The sequence below is a fragment of the Cryobacterium sp. TMT3-29-2 genome, from assembly GCF_004564305.1.
GTDB lineage: Bacteria > Actinomycetota > Actinomycetes > Actinomycetales > Microbacteriaceae > Cryobacterium > Cryobacterium sinapicolor.
This window is the reverse complement of sequence record NZ_SOGK01000014.1, coordinates 1-19,789: the sequence shown is the minus strand read 5'-3', so window position 1 is coordinate 19,789 and position 19,789 is coordinate 1. Positions and strand designations below refer to the sequence as shown.

General features: G+C 68.6%; 17 protein-coding genes and 1 tRNA gene. 7 read left to right on the top strand and 11 right to left on the bottom strand.

Going from position 1 to position 19,789, the window contains the following annotated elements; genetic code table 11:
* Positions 1 to 24: 24 nt before the first annotated feature.
* Both tmk and topA read right to left on the bottom strand, forming a co-directional pair.
* A complete protein-coding gene (tmk, locus tag E3O67_RS02085) occupies positions 25 to 642 on the bottom strand; it encodes a dTMP kinase (RefSeq protein WP_241979235.1) in 618 nt (205 codons plus the stop codon).
* A 125-nt stretch (positions 643 to 767) separates the two neighbouring features.
* Positions 768 to 3,797, bottom strand: coding sequence for a type I DNA topoisomerase (topA, locus tag E3O67_RS02080; RefSeq protein WP_135101688.1), 3,030 nt, complete (start codon positions 3,795 to 3,797; stop codon positions 768 to 770).
* A gap of 138 nt (positions 3,798 to 3,935) precedes the next feature.
* Here topA and E3O67_RS02075 point away from each other — a divergent pair, with 138 nt between their 5' ends.
* The gene (locus E3O67_RS02075; protein ID WP_134429517.1) at positions 3,936 to 4,175 is read left to right on the top strand and encodes a hypothetical protein; all 240 of its coding nucleotides are present in this window, start codon (positions 3,936 to 3,938) and stop codon (positions 4,173 to 4,175) included.
* A gap of 72 nt (positions 4,176 to 4,247) precedes the next feature.
* Here the strand turns inward: E3O67_RS02075 and E3O67_RS02070 are convergent, their stop codons facing one another.
* From E3O67_RS02070 to E3O67_RS02050, 5 genes are all read right to left on the bottom strand, one after another.
* Positions 4,248 to 4,619, bottom strand: coding sequence for an Rv3654c family TadE-like protein (locus E3O67_RS02070; RefSeq protein ID WP_241981931.1), 372 nt, complete (start codon positions 4,617 to 4,619; stop codon positions 4,248 to 4,250).
* Complete coding sequence (locus tag E3O67_RS02065; protein ID WP_135101686.1) at positions 4,616 to 5,020, bottom strand: TadE family type IV pilus minor pilin; 405 nt, start codon at positions 5,018 to 5,020, stop codon at positions 4,616 to 4,618. The genes E3O67_RS02070 and E3O67_RS02065 overlap by 4 nt, the downstream gene beginning before the upstream one ends.
* Positions 5,001 to 5,189, bottom strand: a complete 189-nt coding sequence (locus E3O67_RS02060; protein ID WP_370259878.1) for a DUF4244 domain-containing protein — start codon at positions 5,187 to 5,189, stop codon at positions 5,001 to 5,003. The genes E3O67_RS02065 and E3O67_RS02060 overlap by 20 nt, the downstream gene beginning before the upstream one ends.
* A 259-nt stretch (positions 5,190 to 5,448) precedes the next feature.
* Positions 5,449 to 6,477 (bottom strand): type II secretion system F family protein, encoded by a 1,029-nt coding sequence (locus E3O67_RS02055; protein WP_135101684.1) that lies wholly within the window; start codon positions 6,475 to 6,477, stop codon positions 5,449 to 5,451.
* A 77-nt stretch (positions 6,478 to 6,554) separates the two neighbouring features.
* Positions 6,555 to 7,784, bottom strand: a complete 1,230-nt coding sequence (locus E3O67_RS02050; RefSeq protein WP_135101682.1) for a TadA family conjugal transfer-associated ATPase — start codon at positions 7,782 to 7,784, stop codon at positions 6,555 to 6,557.
* Positions 7,785 to 8,243: 459 nt separating this feature from the next.
* On the opposite strand from E3O67_RS02050, the gene acs reads away from it, so the two are divergent.
* Positions 8,244 to 10,199, top strand: coding sequence for an acetate--CoA ligase (gene acs / locus E3O67_RS02045; protein WP_134429525.1), 1,956 nt, complete (start codon positions 8,244 to 8,246; stop codon positions 10,197 to 10,199).
* A 217-nt stretch (positions 10,200 to 10,416) separates the two neighbouring features.
* Here the strand turns inward: acs and E3O67_RS02040 are convergent, their stop codons facing one another.
* Complete coding sequence (locus E3O67_RS02040; RefSeq protein WP_134429527.1) at positions 10,417 to 10,887, bottom strand: RidA family protein; 471 nt, start codon at positions 10,885 to 10,887, stop codon at positions 10,417 to 10,419.
* Positions 10,888 to 10,890: 3 nt separating this feature from the next.
* Positions 10,891 to 11,055, bottom strand: a complete 165-nt coding sequence (locus E3O67_RS02035) for a DUF4177 domain-containing protein (protein WP_134429529.1) — start codon at positions 11,053 to 11,055, stop codon at positions 10,891 to 10,893.
* A gap of 50 nt (positions 11,056 to 11,105) precedes the next feature.
* On the opposite strand from E3O67_RS02035, the gene E3O67_RS02030 reads away from it, so the two are divergent.
* The 5 genes from E3O67_RS02030 to E3O67_RS02010 all read left to right on the top strand — a co-directional run bounded on the left by E3O67_RS02030 (position 11,106) and on the right by E3O67_RS02010 (position 17,054).
* Positions 11,106 to 13,700 (top strand): transglycosylase domain-containing protein, encoded by a 2,595-nt coding sequence (locus E3O67_RS02030; RefSeq protein ID WP_135101680.1) that lies wholly within the window; start codon positions 11,106 to 11,108, stop codon positions 13,698 to 13,700.
* Positions 13,697 to 14,680 (top strand): metallophosphoesterase, encoded by a 984-nt coding sequence (locus E3O67_RS02025; protein ID WP_135101678.1) that lies wholly within the window; start codon positions 13,697 to 13,699, stop codon positions 14,678 to 14,680. Before E3O67_RS02030 ends, E3O67_RS02025 begins: the two co-directional genes overlap by 4 nt.
* 75 nt (positions 14,681 to 14,755) lie before the next feature.
* Positions 14,756 to 14,829 (top strand) — tRNA-Pro (locus E3O67_RS02020).
* A 90-nt stretch (positions 14,830 to 14,919) separates the two neighbouring features.
* Positions 14,920 to 16,389, top strand: a complete 1,470-nt coding sequence (locus E3O67_RS02015) for a DHA2 family efflux MFS transporter permease subunit (RefSeq protein ID WP_134429534.1) — start codon at positions 14,920 to 14,922, stop codon at positions 16,387 to 16,389.
* Positions 16,390 to 16,667: 278 nt separating this feature from the next.
* On the top strand, positions 16,668 to 17,054 hold the full coding sequence (locus E3O67_RS02010) for a VanZ family protein (protein ID WP_167726421.1): 387 nt from the start codon (positions 16,668 to 16,670) through the stop codon (positions 17,052 to 17,054).
* 355 nt (positions 17,055 to 17,409) lie between these two features.
* Here the strand turns inward: E3O67_RS02010 and E3O67_RS02005 are convergent, their stop codons facing one another.
* A complete protein-coding gene (locus E3O67_RS02005; protein WP_135101674.1) occupies positions 17,410 to 18,552 on the bottom strand; it encodes an LCP family protein in 1,143 nt (380 codons plus the stop codon).
* A gap of 136 nt (positions 18,553 to 18,688) precedes the next feature.
* Positions 18,689 to 19,468 carry an HAD-IIB family hydrolase gene (locus E3O67_RS02000; RefSeq protein ID WP_134429540.1) on the bottom strand — a complete coding sequence of 260 codons (780 nt, stop codon included), beginning with the start codon at positions 19,466 to 19,468 and terminating at the stop codon, positions 18,689 to 18,691.
* Positions 19,469 to 19,789: the final 321 nt, after the last annotated feature.

Below are 19,789 nucleotides of genomic sequence, written 5' to 3'. Positions count from 1 at the left end.
AGGGCAAAATCTCCGTCGAATTCGTTAGGGACGCCGTCTCTCGAGCAGTGCGGCGACCCGGTCCCGGATGACGGCGGCGATCTCCGCCACCGGCCGTGCGGCGTCCACGACCAGGAACCGCTCCGGCTCGGCGGCGGCCAGGGCGAGGAACGCGGCGCGCACCCGGCGGTGGAAGTCGTTCTTCTCCGCCTCGAGCCGGTCGAAGGGTTTGTTCTCGGCGTCGAGCCGACCGCGCGCCACGGCCTCGTCGAGGTCGAGCAACACGGTCAGCGCGGGCAGCAGCCCCTCCGCCGCCCAGAGCGACAGATCGCGCACCTCGGTGGCGTCGAGCACCCGCCCGGCGCCCTGGTAGGCGACGGATGAGTCCAGGTAGCGGTCCTGGATCACCACGTCGCCGCGGGCGAGCGCCGGCCGCACCGCGGTGGCGATGTGCTGGGCCCGATCGGCGGCGTAGAGGAGCGCCTCGGCGCGAGGCGCGATCTCACCGCGGTGGTGCAGCACGATCTCCCGGATGGCGACGCCGACCTCCGTGCCGCCGGGCTCGCGGGTGCGCAGCACCCTGCGCCCGCGCTGCTCGAGCCAATCGGAGAGGAGCTGCGACTGGGTCGTCTTGCCGCACCCGTCACCGCCCTCGAGGGTGATGAAGACCCCGGCCGGAACGTCTCCGCCGACCGCCTCGGGGACGTCGGCGGACGTGGGTTCACCGGGCGTTGGTTGTGCGGTCACTACTTGTGCATTCACTGGTTCGGCGGGCACTGGTTCTGCGGTCACGACTGCGAGGAGCGCTGTGCAGCCGCCTTCGCGGCCGCGGTGGCAGCCCGGGTCGCCGCAGCCTTGGCCGCGGTCGCGGCCTTCTGGGCCGGGGTGCGCTGGGCCCGCACCGTCGTGGTGGCGCCCGACGGGGTCGGCTTCTTGGCGGCCGTCTTCCGGGCCGGGGCCTTCTTCACCGCCGCCTTCTTCACGGGCGCCTTCTTCACCGCCGCCTTCTTCGCCGGGGCCTTCTTCGCGGGGCCCTTCTTCACGGCCGGACCCTTGGCGCGCTTGTCGGCGAGCAGCTGCACGGCACGGTCGTAGTCGACCTCCTCCACCGTCTCGGCCTTCGGGATGGTGGCGTTGGTCTCGCCGTCGGTGACGTAGGCGCCGAACCGGCCGTCCTTGATCTTGATCGCCTTGCCGCTCTCGGGGTCGGGCGTCTCGAACTCCTTGAGCGCGCTCGACGCCCGCCGGGCGCCGTACTTGGGCTGGGCATACAGCTCGATCGCGCCGGGCAGGTCGATCTCGAAGATCTGGTCTTCGCTGGTCAGCGACCGGGTGTCGACGCCCTTCTTGAGGTACGGGCCGAACTTGCCGTTCTGGGCCGTGATCTCCGCGCCAGTCTCCGGGTCGATGCCGACCACGCGCGGTAGGGCGAGCAGGTGCAGCGCGGTGTCGAGGTCGATCGTGGCCAGGTCCATCGTCTTGAACAGCGAAGCCGTGCGGGGTTTCACCGCGGCGACCTTCTTCGCCGGGGCCTTGCGCTTGGGCTTCGCGGCCACGGCCGTGGCCGTCGCCTTCGTCGTGGAGGCGGCCTCGGCGGCGGCCGAATCGGCGAGCAGGGTGACCTCGCCGGTGACCGGGTCGATGGTCTCGCCGGGTTCGACGACCTCGGGCTCGGGCTCCAGCTCGGTGACGTAGGGGCCGAACCGGCCGTCCTTGGCCACGATGCGCTTGCCGTTCTCCGGGTTCTCGCCGATGACGCGGTCGGTGATGACCGGCGCGTCGATGAGTTCGCGGGCCTTCGCCGGGGTCAGTTCGTCGGGGGCCAGGTCCGGCGGGATGTTCACCCGGCGCGGCGGGGCATCCGGTGCCGCATCAGGGTCCTGGACCTCGAGGTAGGGGCCGTACTTGCCGATGCGCAGGGTGATGTCGTCGCCGATGGGCATCGAGTTGACCTGGCGGGCGTCGATCTCACCGAGGTTGTCGATGACCTGCCGCAGGCCGCGGTGCTTGTCGGAGCCGAAGTAGAAGCTGGTCAGCCAGTCCACCCGGTCGGCCTTGCCGTCGGCGATGCGGTCGAGGTCGTCTTCCATCTCGGCCGTGAAGTCGTACTCGACCAGGTCGGAGAAGTATTCCTCGAGCAGGCGAACGACGGAGAAGGCGATCCAGTTGGGCACCAGCGACTGGCCGCGCGGGGTGACGTAGCCGCGCTCGGTGATCGTGGAGATGATCGACGCGTAGGTCGAGGGGCGGCCGATGCCGAGCTCCTCGAGCTTCTTGACCAGGCTCGCCTCGGTGTAGCGGGCGGCCGGAGTGGTCTCGTGGCCCTTGGCCTCCACCTCGAGCAGGGTCAGCTTCTGACCCTCCTCGAGCGGCGGCAGCTTGGATTCGGTGGCGTCGGTGGGCGCGTTGCGCTCCTCGTCACGGGACTCCTCGTAGGCCAGCATGAAGCCGCGGAACGTGATCACGGTGCCGCTGGCGGCGAACTCGGCGAGCGCCCCGGATGCGGCGGGGTGCGTCGACGCGCCGGTCGGTCCGGCCGCGATGGTGACCGACGCCGTCGAACCGGTCGCGTCCGCCATCTGCGAGGCGACGGTGCGCTTCCAGATCAGGTCGTACAGCTTGAAGTCGTTGCCGCGCAGAGTGGAGGCGAGCGACGGAGGGGTGCGGAACGTGTCGCCGGACGGGCGGATGGCCTCGTGCGCCTCCTGCGCGTTCTTACTCTTGCCCTTGTACAGGCGGGGCTTGTCGGGCACGGTCTCAGGGCCGTAGAGCGCCGACGCCTGGGTGCGTGCGGCCGTGATCGCCTGCTGCGACAGCGACGGCGAGTCGGTTCGCATATAGGTGATGTACCCGTTTTCGTAGAGCGACTGGGCCACGCTCATGGTCTGGCGGGCGGTAAAGCGTAGCTTGCGGGCGGCTTCCTGCTGCAGGGTCGAGGTGGTGAAGGGCGCGGCTGGGCTGCGACGGTAGGGCTTGGCGGCCACCTTGGTCACGGTCAGGGCGACCGACGGTTCCTTCAGGGCGGTCGCCAAGGCGAGGGCGGATGCCTCGTCGAGCGTGACCGCCGTCACCTTCGGCTTGAGCCGGCCGAGGTCGTCGAAGTCGCCGCCGGAGGCGATGCGCTCGCCGTTCAGGCGCACGAGCTTGGACTGGAACGCGGCATCGGTCGTCGAGGTGCCGGGGGCGAGCTGTGCGATCAAGTCCCAGTAGCCGGCGGACACGAACGCGAGGCGCTCGCGTTCGCGCTCGACGACGAGGCGGGTCGCCGCGGACTGGACGCGTCCGGCGGACAGTCCGGGGCCGACCTTGCGCCAGAGCACCGGGGAGATCTCGTAGCCATAGATTCGGTCGAGGATGCGCCGGGTCTCCTGCGCGTCGACGAGGGCGGTGTCGAGGTCGCGGGTGTTGTCCTTCGCCCGAAGGATCGCTTCCTTGGTGATCTCGTGGAAGACCATGCGCTTGACCGGGACCTTGGGCTGCAGGACCTGCAGCAGATGCCAGGCGATGGCCTCGCCTTCGCGGTCCTCATCAGTTGCGAGCAGGAGTTCGTCGGCGTTCTTCATGGCCCGTTTGAGTTCGGCCACGGTCTTCTTCTTTGCGTCGGACACGACGTAGTACGGCTCGAAGCCGTTCTCCACGTCGACCGAGAACTTGCCGAGCGGGCCCTTTTTCAATTCGGGCGGCAGGTTCTTGGGCTCGATCAAGTCGCGAATGTGGCCGACCGAGGACAAGACCTCGTAGCCGTCGCCCAGATAGGCGGCGATCGACTTCATCTTCGTCGGCGATTCGACAATGACCAGCTTCTTAGTGCCTGGCACCAGACTCCTCTTTATAGGTACGGGTCCAAGTGGGCCATGGCACACCATACACACTGCAATATGGTGCCTGCCTAATCGAGCGCGCCGGGCGGGTCCATGGGGGGTTGCCACGCCTGCGCTGGTGGAGACAATTGGAGCATGGCTAATTCAGCGACGGGCACGTACACCGCGAAGCTCACGGACGGCCCCCTTCAAGGCAAGACAGTCACCACAGAATTCCTGGAATCCGGCGATCCGCGGCCGCGACTCGAGATCCCCGCCGACGGCAACAAGCGCTACCTTTACCTGCGCGGCTCCGGCCTCGAATTCGACTCTACCGAATCCCCGGAGCGGCCCACTGCCGTCGACTACCGGTATGTTGAGGCCCTCTTCGGCTGAGCCGCCTCTCCCCACCTTCCCGACGAGACCTCCCGTCGGTGCTGTCAGTCTCCCCGCCCGGCTGAAACGTGGTCAGCCGGCGGGGCCGCCGGGCGAGTCGGGCGGCCCCGCCCGCGCCTGGGCGACCAGTTCGAACCCGAGGTAGCCGCGCATCGCCGTCACGGACGAGATCAGCCCCTCCACCGTGCAGACGGTGACGGATGCCCCGTTCAACTTTGCGGCCTCGGCCGCTGCCGCGCACGGCACCCCGGCCACGGCGCCCGAGGCGGTGTCGGCGGCGGCGAGCGCAGCGGCATCCGCTGCCCCCTGCACCATCTGGCCGACCACCAGGGCGGCGAACAGCGGCAGCAGCACCGCCGTCAGGAGCACGACCGCACCCAGCACGCCGAGCATGAGCACCGTGCCCGAGCCGCGCTCGGGTGTTGACGCGCGCCGGGGCCTCACAGGCCGCCGCCCAGCGCGCAGGACCCGGCCCGGAGCGTGAGGCCGAAGGCCGCGAACGCGGCGAACGAGCTCGGTGCGCTCAGGTTCACGCAGACGAACTCGCCTCGGCGCTCGGGGGTCATCGAGGCCCCCTGCACCGCCTGCTGCACCAGCCCCGCGGCCCGGCCGACGCTGTCGCCGCGGGCGAGGGACCGGGCGGCGTCGGCCGCGGCATCCGTGAGGCGCACCTGCTGGCCGACCACCTGCAGGGCACCCAGGCAGATGGCGAGTACCAGCAGCACGGCGGGAACGACCGTCGCGAACTCGGCGGTGACGCTGCCGCGGTCGCAGTGGCCCGGGTCAGGGTCAGGGCCGGGGCCGGGGCCGGGGTCAGGCCGACGGCTACCCCACGGAGAGCGCACTGCGCACCAGCTCGGTGAGGATGCCGCGCACCTCGTCGCCGCGCAGGATGACGATCAGCAGGCCGGCGAATCCGACAGCGGCCATGGTGGCGACGGCGTATTCGGCGGTGGCCGCGCCCGTCTCGGCCCGCAGGCCGCACGGGAGCCTGAACCGGCCGGGACGAGGCAGCCGGGGTGCCGGCACCGCCCCGTGCAGGAAGTCGTGGCCGAACCCGGGAGAGTGGGCCGGTTGGGCGATCGGGTCGGCGGCAGAATCGGCGATCGGGTGGGTGGTCGGTTCCGGGGCGGAATCGGTGGTCGGTTCGATAGCGGGCATTCGTTCGTCTCCTTCTGGCGTCGAGCGACGCGGTGTGTGGGCGGCACGAGTGGTCTCAGACTGGCGCGGGCGAGGGCCGGATCACCGGGGCCCGGCGCACCGGCGCACAACTTCAGAAAACGAGCACTGTGGACGAGAGGACGGTCATCAGCAGAGGCAGGACTCCGATCAGCATGAACGCCGGCAGCACGCACACCCCGAGCGGGATCATCAGCGTGACCGCGAGGGTGGCGGCCCGGTGCTGGCCGTCGCTCCGGGCCTGCCGGCGCAGCTGGTCGGCCTCACTGCGCAACAGCTCCGCGGCGGGAACGCCGGCCCGCACCGACAGCGCGAGCACCCGGTCGATGGTGGCCGCCGAGTCCGCTCGGTGCAGGGCGAACCGCTGAGCCGCCGTATCGACCAGGGCCCGGGCGCGGTCGACCGAGCCGCCGCCGGTCATGGCGATGGCGGTGAGGTCCAGTTCGAGCCCGGGGGTCGGATCCCGCGCCCGGGCGGAGTGCACGAGCCGCCGGTTCCACTGGTCCGCCGCGAGCATCAGGGCGGTGCCGACGGCCAGGCAGGCCCAGCCGGGCGCGGTGAGGAACAGCGTCTGCAGCGTGTTGAAACCCAGCAGGCTGCCGAACAGCACCCCGACCACCGGCAGGAACGCGACCATCCGTGCCGTGGCACTCGGCCCGGCGAGCGCCACGGCAAGGTCGGCGTGTAGCTCGCCGAGTTGCCGGAAGGAGGACGCCAGTTGCCGCAGACAGCCGGCCAGCGGCGCCCCGGCCTGCGTCGCCACCTGCCAGGCTGCGGCGAGGCCCAGCCAGGCCGCGCCGATCTGGCCGCCGAGCGCGCGCGCCTCGACAGCCACGGCGTCGGCGATGTTGTCGCCGCGGCGGCCGGCGTCGGCCGCTGCCCGGATGATCCGCGACGCCGGGGAGGGCTGAGGCGGCGGGGTTGACCACGACTTCGACTTCGACTTCGACTTCGACGCGCGATTCGACGCGAGATTCGACAGGAGATTCGACGCGAACGCCAACCCCGACGTCGGTGGTCGCGACTCCTCGCCGCCGGGGTACGGGTCACCGGGTTCGAGGTAGGCCCACGCGGACGCCGGGGAGACGCCGGCGGCGAGAAGAACAGCGATGCGCTGCGTCACCTGCGCCACCTCCTCGATCGCCGGACTGGCCGGACCGTGCCCCCGCCCCCGCCTCACGCCGAGCCATCTGCCGCGTCTCAACCCGGACCTCCGGGCTCTCCGGTCTCGGCGGGCGCTGCGGCCCGCCGCCCACGGGCGCGGACCGGCGCGCCGGAGTCTTCCGGGGACGAGTTCCCCGCGCCGGAGTCTTCCCGCCCCGAGTCCTCCGGGGCCGCGGGTACCACCAGCAGCCGGTCCCGGGCGTCCAGCGCGAACCGGCCGAGCGGGGCGAGCCGGCGGCGGCCGTCGCGGCGCTCGAGGTGCAGCACCAGCCCGATCGCGCTGACCGCCTGTCGGGCCACGGCTTCCGGGCTCAGGCCGGCGAGGGCGCCGAGGGCCTCGAGCCGGGCAGGAACGTCCTGCAGGGAGTTCGCGTGCAGGGTACCGGCACCGCCGTCGTGGCCGGTGTTGAGGGCGGACAGCAGCTCCCGGATCTCGGCCCCCCGGCATTCGCCGAGCACGAGCCGGTCGGGGCGCATCCGTAGCGCCTCGCGCAGCAGGCTCTCCAGGCCGATCCGGCCGGCACCCTCGAGGTTGGGTTGCCGAGCCTCGAGCGCCACGACGTGGGGGTGGTCGATGCGCAGTTCGGCGACGTCCTCGATGGCCACGATGCGCTCGCCCGGCGGCGCTTCGCCCAGCAGCGCCGCGAGAAGGGTGGTCTTGCCGCTGCCGGCGGCGCCGGTGATGAGCAGGTTCTCACGCCGGTGCACGGCCGCGCGCAGTCGGTCGGCGACGGCGACGGATGCCTCCCCCACCCCGAACAGACCCGCGGCGTCGAGCGCGGCGAGGCTCAGTCGCTCGGCGCGAGGCAGCCGGATGGACAGCAGCGTGCCCGTGCTCGACGCCGGCGGCAGCACCGCATGCACCCGGATGCCGTCGGACAGTCGCACATCGACGCAGGGACTGGCCTCGTCGATGTGGCGCCCGCCGAGGGCGATCAGGCGCACCGCCAGCTCCCGCACGGCCGGTTCGGGGCAACTCCACCCCTGCTCGGGCAGCAGACCACGGCCGGCATCCACCCACAGCCCGGCGGCCCCGTTGACGAACAGGTCGGTGACCTCGCCGTCGGCGGCGAACGCGGCGAGCGGGCCCAGCCCGGACACGTCGAGAGGCCGGGCCGGCGGGGCACCCGGCGGGAGGACGCCGGGCGGGAGGGCACCCGGCGGGAGGACGCCCGGCGGAGGGGCATCCGTTCGGGTGGACGCAGACGCGCGATAGGTGGACGCAGGCGCGCGATAGGAGGGGACGGCGACGAACGGCTCGGGCATGCGCCGACGTTAGACCGGTGGTGTGGGCGGAAACCGCGGCGCGCGAGAGCCGAACGGAGTCCGGGCCACCGCTCGGCTGGGGAGGAGAGGCACAACACCCAACGACCGCCGGGCGAACCACCGGGACGAACCACCGGTTAAAAAAAGGGGGGCGGCACCTATTGGGGGGAACAGGTGCCGCCTCGGCAGTGCGCTGATTGGGGGGAACCAAACACACCGCAGGTCAAAACTTTCGTTCGGACGAGAGTCAATCTACAAGGGGAATTACAGATGCGCAAGTCCCCTATGTCCTCATAAATGAGGACACAGAACCGTCGGGCCTGATGAGACCACAATTGGGGGTGTGAACGCGCCGCAATTTCGCGCAACCTGAGCGGCGCATGCCGCCCTGTAGGGTTCAAGAGGGGGCTGGGTTAACGCGCCCGATACACGCAGCGATCGCAAAGGAGCGACATACGTATGAGCGTCAAGATCGATAACCTTCTCCACGAATCCCGCAGATTCCCGCCGACGCCGGAGTTTGCCGCACAGTCCATCGCCAAGCCACAGATCTATCAGGATGCCGCGGACGACCGCCTGAAATTCTGGGCTGATCAGGCTCGCGAGCTGCTGCACTGGCACAAGCCGTTCACCAAAACGCTGGACTGGACGAACCCGCCGTTCGCGAAATGGTTCGAAGACGGCGAACTCAACGTGGCCTGGAACTGCCTCGACCGGCACGTGCTCGCCGGCAACGGCGACCGCGTCGCGCTGCACTTCGAGGGCGAGCCCGGCGACTCCCGCGACATCACGTATGCCGAACTCACTGCCGAAGTGAAGCGTGCTGCGAATGTGCTGATAAAGCTCGGCGTCAACGCCGGAGACCGGGTCGCGATCTACCTGCCGATGATCCCGGAAGCGGTCATCTCGATGCTCGCCGTGGCCCGCATCGGCGCCGTGCACTCGGTCATCTTCGGCGGATTCAGCGCCGAGAGCCTCCGGTCGCGCATCGACGACGCCAGCGCCGTGCTCGTGATCACCGCCGACGGCGGCTACCGCAAGGGCAAGGCCTCCGCGTTGAAGCCGGCCGTCGACGCGGCCCTGGAGAGCGGCGAGACGACCGTGCGCAACGTGCTCGTGGTCAAGCGCACCGAGGGTTTCGTGGAGTGGTTCGACCGCGACCTGTGGTGGCATGACGAGCTCGCGTCGGTCGAAGCCGAGCACGAGGCGCTGGGCTTCCCGGCCGAGAACCCGCTGTTCATCCTCTACACGTCCGGCACCACCGGCAAGCCCAAGGGCATCCTGCACACCACCGGCGGCTACCTCACCCAGGCGGCCTTCACCCACAAGAACGTGTTCGACCTGCACCCCGAGACGGATGTCTACTGGTGCACCGCCGACGTCGGCTGGATCACCGGCCACAGCTACGTGGTCTACGGCCCGCTCGCCAACGGCGCCACCCAGGTGCTCTTCGAGGGCACCCCGGATTCCCCGCACCCCGGCCGGTGGTGGGAAATCGTCGAGAAGTACAAGGTGAGCATCCTGTACACGGCGCCCACGGCCATCCGTACCTTCATGAAGCTGGGACGCCAGATTCCGCAGGGCTTCGACCTGACCAGCCTGCGCCTGCTCGGTTCGGTGGGCGAGCCCATCAACCCGGAGGCGTGGATGTGGTACCGCGAGGTCATCGGCGGCAACGTCGCGCCCGTGGTCGACACCTGGTGGCAGACCGAGACCGGGGCGATCATGATCTCCGCCCTGCCCGGTGTGACCACAACCAAGCCCGGGTCGGCGCAGAGCCCGATCCCCGGCGTCGTGATCGACGTGCTCGACGACGAGGGCAACCACGTGGGCCGCGACAACGGTGGCCTCCTCGTAGTGACCGAACCGTGGCCGTCGATGCTGCGCGGCATCTGGGGTGACCCGGAGCGCTTCAAGGAGACGTACTGGGAGAAGTTCGGTTCGGAGAACCCGCGCTACTTCGCCGGCGATGGCGCCCGCCTCGACCGTGACGGCGAGATCTGGCTGCTCGGCCGGGTCGACGACGTGATGAACGTGTCAGGACACCGCCTGTCGACGGCCGAGATCGAGTCGTCGCTCGTGGCGCACCCGATGACCGCCGAGGCGGCCGTCGTCGGGGCGCACGACGACATGACCGGCCAGGCCGTGGTGGCGTTCGTCATCATCAAGTACAGCCACCTGGAGGAGTCCTCGCACGAGGACATCCAGACCGTGCTGCGGGCGCACGTGTCCCAGCAGATCGGTGCCATCGCCCGGCCCCGGCAGATCTACATCGTGAGCGAGCTGCCGAAGACGCGCTCGGGCAAGATCATCCGGCGTCTGCTGCAGGATGTCGCGGAGGGCCGCGAGGTCGGCGACACCACCACCCTGGCCGACACCTCGGTGATGACGGCGATCGTCTCCACCCTGAAGTAGCCCTCTCCTCACCAACTCGACGGAGATTTTCGCAAAAACCGGCCCACAACATCCGTTTGGGCCCGTTTGAGTGAAAATCTCCGTCGAATTCGTTCGCGCGTCAGGAGATCAGGCGCGGCAACGCGTCAGGCGATCAGGCGGTCAGTGTCAGGCGATCAGCGTCAGGCGATCAGCGTCAGGCGGTCAGTGTCAGGCGATCAGCGTCAGGCGATCAGCGTCAGGCGAAGGAGACGATGAGCTCCAGCTCGACCGGGGAATCCAGCGGCAGAACGGCGACGCCGACGGCCGAGCGGGCGTGCACGCCCCGGTCCCCGAAGATCTCACCGAGCACCTGTGAGGCACCGTTGACGACACCGGGCTGGCCGGTGAACGACGGGTCGGATGCGACGAAACCGGTGACCTTGACGACCTGCGTGACGCGGTCGAGGGACCCGATCACGGCCTGGATGGCGGCGAGCGCATTGAGCGCGCACTGCCGGGCGTAGTCGTGGGCGTCGGCGGCCGGCACGAGGCCGTGTCCGTCGCCGACCTTGCCGGTGGCCGGCAGGGCCCCCGAGACCATCGGCAGCTGGCCGCTGGTGAACACCAGCGAGCCGGACACGACGGCCGGCACGTACGTCGCCACGGGCGGCACGACGCTCGGCAGCTCGATGCCGAGTTCAGCCAGACGGGCGTCGATCTGCGACACGGCTCAGGCTCTTTCGGTGGCGACGGGACGCTTGAGGTAGGCGACGAGCCCACCCTCCGGTCCGGGAACGACCTGCACGAGTTCCCATCCCTCCGAGCCCCAATTGTTCAGAATGGCAGCTGTGTTGTGAATCATCAGCGGCGTCGTGAGGTACTCCCAGGCAGGCATATGGCTCCGATTCAGGCGGTTATTCAGATTTGTCAATTAGTCTCAAGTGTATGTCTGCCAAAAATCGTACGGTTAGTGGAGCGCTCGGCGGGCTCCTGGGTTTCGTTGGGATGAGCGCCGTCGCCGGCATCCTCGTCGCCGCTGCTGTAACTCCCGCTTTGGCCCTCTCCGGCATGACGGCCACGAACACGATCAACATGTTCGAGAGCCTGCCCGACTACCTTGCGATCGACCAGCTGGCGCAGAAGAGCAACATCTACGCCACCAACAGTGACGGCAGCACCATGCTCTTGGCCTCGTTCTATGACCAGAACCGCGTCGAAGTCGAGTGGGATGCGATCAGCCCGTTCGTCAAGGATGCCGCGATCGCCGGCGAGGACCCCCGTTTCTACGAGCACGGCGGCATCGACCTCGAGGGAACCGTCAAGGGTGTCGTGAGCACCGTGGCCACCGGCGACGCGCGCGGTGGATCCTCGATCACCCAGCAGTACGTCAAGAACGTGCAGGTGCAGAAGTGCGAGGCCCTGGCCGACGAAGAGAAGCGCATGAGCTGCTACGACCTCGCCACGGAAACCACTCCCGACCGCAAGCTCAAGGAGATGCGCCTCGCCATCGGCGTGGAGAAGCAGTACGCGAAAGATGACATCCTTCGCCAATACCTGAACATTACCGGCTTCGGCGGCACGGTCTACGGCATCGAGTCGGCCGCCAACTACTACTACAACACCAGCGCCGCGGGCCTGACTCTGGCACAGGCAGCAAGCCTGGTCGCGATCGTGAACAACCCGGTCAAGTTCCAGCTCGACAACCCGGAGAGCGAAACCAACGGCGTCGCCAACGGGTATGCCGCCAACAAGGAGCGCCGCGACTACATCCTGGGCGAGATGCTCAAGTACCAGAAGATCACCCAGGAAGACTATGACGCCGCCATAGCCACCGTGATCGAACCGACCATCACGGAGCCGAGCACCGGCTGCGCCACGGCCGGCGGCAGCGCATACTTCTGCGACCTGGTCGTCAACACCCTCCAGAACGACCCGACCTTCGGCGAGGACGCAGTCACCCGCATGGCCAACTTCCGGCGCGGTGGCTACGAGATCTACACCACGCTCGATATCGACCTGCAGATCGCCGCCGAGGGCACCATGAAGAAGCACGTGCCGAAGCAGTATGGGGATTGGGACGTGGGTGGCGTGATCACCAGCGTCGAGGTGGGCACCGGCCGGGTGTTGGCCATGACCCAGAACAAGGATTACAGCCAGGATCCGGCGGTCACCGAGAACAACGCGGATTACACCGGAATCAACTACAACACCAACTACAACGAGGGTGGCTCGCTGGGGTTCCAGCCCGGCTCGACCTACAAGGTCTTCACCCTGGCCGAGTGGCTGACCCAGGGGCACACGCTCAACGAGCGGGTCGACTCCCGCGTCAAGAGCAACTGGGGCGTCTTCAAGAACAGCTGTGAGGGCAACCAGAGCTACGCCTTCGCCCCCAAAAACGACGCGAACGAGTCCGGCAGCAACTACAGCGCGCTGCAGTCGACGATCACCTCGATCAACACCGGATTCATCGGGATGGCGAAGAAGCTGGATCAATGCGGCATCGCCAAGACGGCCGAAGCCTTCGGTGTGGGCCGCGCCGACCTTGAGCCGCTGGACCAGGGGCCGTCGGCTGTGCTCGGGACCAACGAGGTCGCCCCGCTGAGCATGGCCATCGCCTTCGCCGGAATCGCCAACAACGGCCTCAGCTGCAGCCCGATCGTGATCGACCGGATCGTCGGCGGCGACGGCACCGATATGACTCCACCGAAGACAAAGTGCACCCAGGCGGTCACCCCGGAGGTCGACGCCGGCATGACCTACGCCATGCAGAAGGTCATGACCGAGGGAACCGCACGCGCGTCAAATGCCGCAACGTCCCCGAAAGTGCCGATGATCGGCAAGACCGGAACCACCGACGGCAATAAGGACACCTGGATGAGCGGCGCGAGTAGCAAGGTCGCCACCGTGGTCGGCGTCGTCAGCGTCACCGGGGACATCAACCAGCGGCTGGTGGACGATTGGGCGGGCGGCACGGCCGCCACTGCTCGTCACCGCATGTGGCCGGAGGTGATGAGTGTCGCGAACGCGAAGTACGGCGGAGACGCCTTCGCCGAGGCATCCAACAAGGTTCTTCAGACCGTTCAGATTCAGGTCCCCGACCTGCGCGGCAAGTCGATGAGCGAGGCCACCTCCACCCTGACCGGGGCCGGCTTCGACGTGGTCGACGGCGGCGCGACCGACTCCGAGATGCCCACCGGTACCGTGGCGCGCACCGACCCGGCCGGCGGCTCCAGCGCCAGCCGCGGCTCGACCGTGACCGTCTACTCCAGCAACGGCGCCCTCAAGATCGTGCCCGACGTCGTGGGCAAGACCGAAGCCGAAGCCAATTCCACACTGCAGGGCTTCAGCGTCGCCAAGCAGGAGCAGGACGTCACCGATCCGAAGCAGGTCGGCACGGTGCTCGCGATGACGCCGACCGCCGGCAGCGGCGCCGCCGCGGGCAGCGCCGTCACGATCGTGGTCGGCAAGCTCGCCGCCGGCGTCGCACCGGGCGCCCAACCGAACAATAACGGCAACGGCAACGGCGGGGGCAACGGATGACCCGCGCCAGCGTCGCGGGCTCCGCCCTGGCCGTTAGCGTCGGGGCGGTAGCCGCTGCCGGCGTCGCCGCGTTCGCCTGGGGCTCCCTCGTGGAGCGCCGCATGTTCACCCTCCGCGAGGTTGCCGTTCCGGTGCTCGCGCCGGGATCCGCCCCGATCAAGGTACTGCACCTCTCCGACCTGCACATGGCCCCGTGGCAGCGGGACAAGCAGGAGTGGGTGCGCGGCCTGGCCGATCTCGAGCCTGACCTCGTCGTGAACACCGGCGACAACCTCGGCCACGCCGACGGCATCTCCGGAATCGAGTACGCCCTGGAGCCCTTCCGCGGTATCCCGGGAATCTTCGTCAACGGATCCAATGACTACTACGGTCCGATGCTGAAGAATCCGCTGGCGTATTTCGGCGCCCCGTCGCTGCTGCGCACGGCACTGCACGAGAAGCTCGACATCGACCACCTGCACCGCGTGTTCGCCGACCTCGGCTGGCTCGACCTCGACAATGCGGCCGCCGCACTCGACATCAACGGCACCCACCTGGAACTGTTCGGAGTGGACGACCCGCACGTCGGGTTTGACCGCCTCGACTTGATCACCCGGGCCATCGACGACCTGCGCGCGAGCGACCCGCTGTCGGAGGAGCACTGGCCTGACCCGGAAGTGGCTTCCCCGCCGCGATCGACGCTCACCGTGGGTGTCGCCCACGCTCCCTACCAACGCGTGCTGAACTCCTTCGTCAACCACGGCGCCCAGCTGATCCTGGCCGGGCACACGCACGGCGGGCAGGTGTGCGTGCCCCGGTACGGCGCCCTCGTCACCAACTGCGACATCCCGCGCAAGCAGGTGAAGGGGCTCAGCCTCTGGGACTCCGGCCTGCACACGTCCTATCTGAACGTGTCCGCGGGGCTCGGCACGTCGATCTACGCGCCGGTGCGGTTCGCCTGCGCGCCGGAGGCGACTCTGCTGACGCTGACGGCGGCGTAGGTCTCGGATGGCTCGGCGCCGGATGGTCGAGGTAGCGCATCCGGGGGGTTATACTTGACAAGGCTTACGGGCCATCGGGGTATGGCGCAGCTTGGTAGCGCGCGTCGTTCGGGACGACGAGGTCGCAGGTTCAAATCCTGTTACCCCGACAGATTCACAAAACCCTCACTCTTCGGCGTGGGGGTTTTGTAGTTGGCACGGCCAGCCTGGCGGGGCCGGAAGCGCGAGAGGATCTTGTCATGACCGATTCCAGCCCGGACGCCCCCGCACCCGCCGCCATCCCGCGGCACGCCTGGCAGGCCCTGATCGTGCTGCTGGCCGGCATGTTCATGGCGCTGCTCGACACCACGATCGTGAACGTGGCGCTTCCGACCATCCGTACCAGCCTGGACGCCTCGGAGGCCACGCTCTCCTGGATCATCTCCGGCTACGCGCTCGCCTTCGGGATAGCGCTGATCCCCGCCGGACGGCTGGGCGACCGCATCGGCCACAAGTGGGTCTTCTTCACCGGTCTGCTACTGTTCACCCTGGCCAGCCTCGCCTGCGGGCTCGCGCAGAACGACCTGCAGCTGATCATCGCGCGGGTCGTGCAGGGGCTCGCCGGCGGCATGTTCGTGCCGGCCGTGACCGCGGTGATCCAGCTCCTGTTTCCACCCATCGCCCGCGGCAAGGCGTTCGCGATCATGGGCACGGTCATCGGCGTCTCCACGGCGCTCGGCCCGATCGTCGGCGGCCTGATCATCGAGGCCTTCGGCGACGAGAACGGATGGCGCCTGGTCTTCTGGGTCAACCTGCCGATCGGTATCGTCGCCCTCGTCGCGGCGGCGATCCTGCTCCCGGCCGGCTCCGAACGCGCTCCGGGCACCACGAGCGGCGGCATCGACTGGGTGGGCCTGGTGCTGATCTCCACGGGGCTCGTGGCGCTGCTCGTTCCACTAATCGAGGGTGAAGACCGGGGCTGGCCGCTCTGGACCTACCTGACCCTCGCCGCGGGCGCACTTTTGATCGTGGCGTTCGGCTTCTGGGAGGTCGCCTACACCCGGTGGGGCAAGAGCCCGCTGGTGCCACCGAAGCTCTTCCGGCATCCGGCGTTCACCGGCGGCATTGTGCTCGCACTGGTCTATTTCGCGGCGTTCACCAGCATCTTCTTCACCATTTCGATTCTCTGGCAGGCTGGGCTCGGGCACACCGCCCTCGAGTCGGGGCTGGTGTCGATCCCGTTCGCGATCGGCACCATCATCGGCGCCTCGCAGAGCAACCGGCTGGCGCAGCGACTTGGCCGCACCGTTCTGGTGATCGGCGTATCCCTGGTCACCGTAGGCCTGCTCTGGATCTGGCTCGCCCTGCTCCTGATCGGCCCTGAGATCACCAACTGGGTTTTGCTGCCGCCGCTGTTGATCGCAGGCCTCGGCAGCGGGTTTTTCATCGCGCCGAACGCCCAGTTCATCGTGGCGACCGTGGACCGCTCCGAGGCAGGCGCGGCCAGCGGCGTGGTCGGCGTCATGCAGCGGATCGGCAGCGCCGTGGGCATCGCCGTGATCGGCAGCGTCTTCTTCGGCACCCTGGTCGTGGCCGGCCCCGGCGCGGAGGCCGTCGCCGCCGGCTTCACCGACAGCGCCACCGCGGCCATGGGCGTGAGCGCCGCGTTCAGCGTGCTGGCGCTGCTGCTCGTGTTCGTTCTGCCGAAGCGGGTGTCGGCCGGGCCGTAGGGCCCGGTGCGCGGGTCACTCTCGACCGGAATGGGAACTGTCGGCGGTGGACATCCTTCGGCTCAGAGCGTATTTGCGAGCCCCCGCGCGCGGACGCGTCTACGGTGGATAGATCGACAGTGTTGCGGTCAGGTCCCGGCGCCGTCGGTTTGCCGACCGTGACGTACCGGGGGCGAGACATGACAGACTCGAGCCGCACTCCCCCGCAAGCATCATCGGGCCCTGCCGCGGCGGGCGGAGCCGCACACCCCCGGATTCGTCGATCGGCGCCCTGGCTCATGCTGGTCTATCTGATCGCACTGGCCTTTATCGCGTTCTGGCCGGTCCCGGTCGACCGGGACGCCCACGACTCCCTGCTGGCCGTCCTCGACTGGCTGCAGGTTCACGGCGCTCCGGCCTGGGTGGGGTACCGCCTGGTCGAATTCGTCGCCAACATCGCATTGTTCGTTCCGGTCGGCCTGTTCGTCACGATCATGACCGGGGCGCGCGGGTGGTGGCTGGCCGTGATGGTCGGGTTCGCGGCGAGCTGCACGATCGAGCTCGGACAGCTCATCTTCAATCCGGACCGGTTCGCCACGGTGTCCGACGTGATCGCGAACACGGTCGGCACCGCTGTCGGAGCTGCGCTCGGGCTGGTTCTGCTGCGCGGCGGCCGCGCGCGCTGACGGGGGCGCCCGTCGGGCTGCCGGGCTGGCTGGCTGCCGGGCTGCCGGGCTACTGGACCGGCTGCCGGCCCGGCTTTCCCGAGTCAGCCACCCGCTGGCGTGCACGACTCCCGCAAACTCCGGCGGGTGAGCCCAATTCACAACCGGCCCTGCAGCAGCAAATGGCAGGAGTTACGCACGCTGCTGCACTGGCCGCCGCCCTCGTGCGGGGCTAATTCAGGAGATCTAGGCTGGATGCCCGGCACAGCCCCGAAATGCAGGGGAAACGGATGACGGTGGCCAGGTTTCTCCTGAGTTCGCACCGGAGCTGGGCGAGAGTAAGGAGCCGGCCAACGATGAAGAGCCCGGGACGGCGCTATCCGAGGGTCTGGGGTTCCGGCCGGTAGGCGCTCAGGGTGTCGGTCTGGAACCCCTGCTTCACGGCGGCGAGCCCTGCCCAGTCCACGTTCACGATCGACTGGCCGTCGTCTGATGTTCCCGTTCCGTCGGTCGGCATCGTGAAGAATGTGACCTGCGGCTCCCTCACCTCGCGCAGCCCCCAGGCCAGTGCGGTCAGGTAGGCGGAATCGAAGCCCTCATCCACGGCGAGGAAAGGCGTGACCGTCTCCAGCAGACCCGACGTCCTCACCGGATCGGCGAGCACGGACTTGTGCATCATCGCCGAGAGCAGACTCTTGATGATGAGTTGCTGGTTTCGCACCCGCTGAAAGTCGCCATCCTGGAACGCATACCGCTCCCGCGCGAACGCGATGGCCTCCGCGCCGGTCAGGTGTTGCAAACCCTCATCGAAGAAGCGCCCCTTGAGGTGATAGGAGTCGAAACCGATCGGGTTGTTGATGTCGACGCCGCCGAGGGCATCCGTCACCTGTTCGAACCCGGAGAAATCAACCACGGCCACGTGATCAATGCGAGTGCCGAGCAGGTTCTCCACGGTCTGCACGGCCAGCGGCACGCCGCCCCAGGAGAGCGCGGCGTTGATCTTCGCCTGCCCGTGCCCGGGAACCTCGACCCAGCTGTCGCGCAGGATCGACATGACGAAGAGGTTCTTGCGATCGGCCGGCACGTGCACCACCATCATGGTGTCCGACCGCTCGCCACGGATGTCGGCGAGGTCCTTCCCCGTGGCGCCGCGGGTGTCCGATCCGAGCAGCAGGATATTCTGCGCCTGCCCGGCGGGCACCGCGTCCAGGGCCGCGGACGGGTCGACGGGGGCCGGGGCATCCGTTGCGGCAGCATCCGTTGCTATAGCGCCCGGTGCGGTAGTGCCCGGTGCGGCCCGCGGGCGGGTAGCCTCGTCGGGGAAAGCGTTCGAGATCTTCTCGGTGCCACTGTCGAAGGCGCGGGTCAAGGTGAACGCGTAAATGCCGACCGCTGCGATCGTGACCAGCGCAACCGTGACGAACACAACCAGGGCAATGCGCCAGGGGTGACGTTTGGTCGGCGCTTCATACGCCGGGTCGGGGGTTTTGTGGCGCAGGCCGTTGGTTCCGTTCGGCATTCGGGTTGCCTCCTGTGACCGCTCGCGAGAACGGTGTCGACAACATAGCCCGGTCGTTCCTCACGGGATATGAGAGTTCCACGCCGGGCTCGTGTGCGCGGGGAGTCAGGAGCGCTGCCGGGGAGGTCAGGCGCGTTCAGGGGCGCGCGGCGGCATCCGTCAGCTGGGGAATCAGCGTTTCGAGGAACGCGGCCGTGTCCTCCCAGCCCTCCACGGCCACGCACTCGACGCCGAGGGCCTTGACCGGGTAGTCGTTGCCGTTCTCGTCGAGACGGTCGCCGACGAACAGCATGTCGTCGAGGGGCACACCGGTGAGGGCGGCAAGCTTGAGCATGCCGTAGGCCTTGTCGATGCCGCGGCGGGTGATATCGACCGACGTGGACCCGCCCGAGCGCACCTCGAGCTCGGGCAGCAGCACCTGAACGGCTTCGCGCAGGGTGTTCTTCTTCTCCCCCGTCGGGTCCCATGCTGCTTTGGCCGCCACCGGAGCAGCCTGGCCGAGGGCGGAGAAGGTGATCTGCGAGCCGCGGTCTTCGAGGATCGGACCCCAGGTGTCACTCTCCCAATAACCCAGCGAACGCGCGGAAGCCTCGACGGCGGCGAGGGCATCCGTCTTCTCGTCGTCGGTCAGGTATTCGGCGTAGATTTGAGTCCAGGATCCCTCGGCGTGCCGGTAGTACTGGGTGCCGCAGGTGGGCATGAGGTGCAGGCGCGAGAGGATGTCCTCACTCACGGTGTCGAGGTTGTCGATCAGCTGCATGTGGAACTGGGAGATCTGCCCGCCGGAGATCACGCACACGTCGACGACGCCGAGCAGGCTGACCATGAGTTCCGCCATGCGCGGGTCCAGCGGCGACTTGGATGCGGCGAGCGTGTCATCGAGATCGAAGGCAACCAGGCGGGGAAGTGTCGTCATGTGGGGTGTGTTTCCTTTGTGTCGACTCGGGGCCGTAGTCGTGGCCCGGAGCTTGACGTCACCCATGCGCGACGCCCTCGAAAAGTGTACAGCGGGGGCTCGGCGGCGAGCAGGGGCGGAGTGTGGGGCGGGTTTCGGGGCAACGGATGCCGCAGCGGAGGGCGTGGGGCACGCGGGGCGGGCGCGCGGGGCGGACGTGGCGGCGGGCGTGGGGGTGGCCCTGACCCCGTCGAGTGGACACCTCACAAGAGAGAATGTTCACTATGGCAAGATCACGTCGGGACTTCACCCCTGAGTACAAAGACGAGGCCGTGAAGCTGG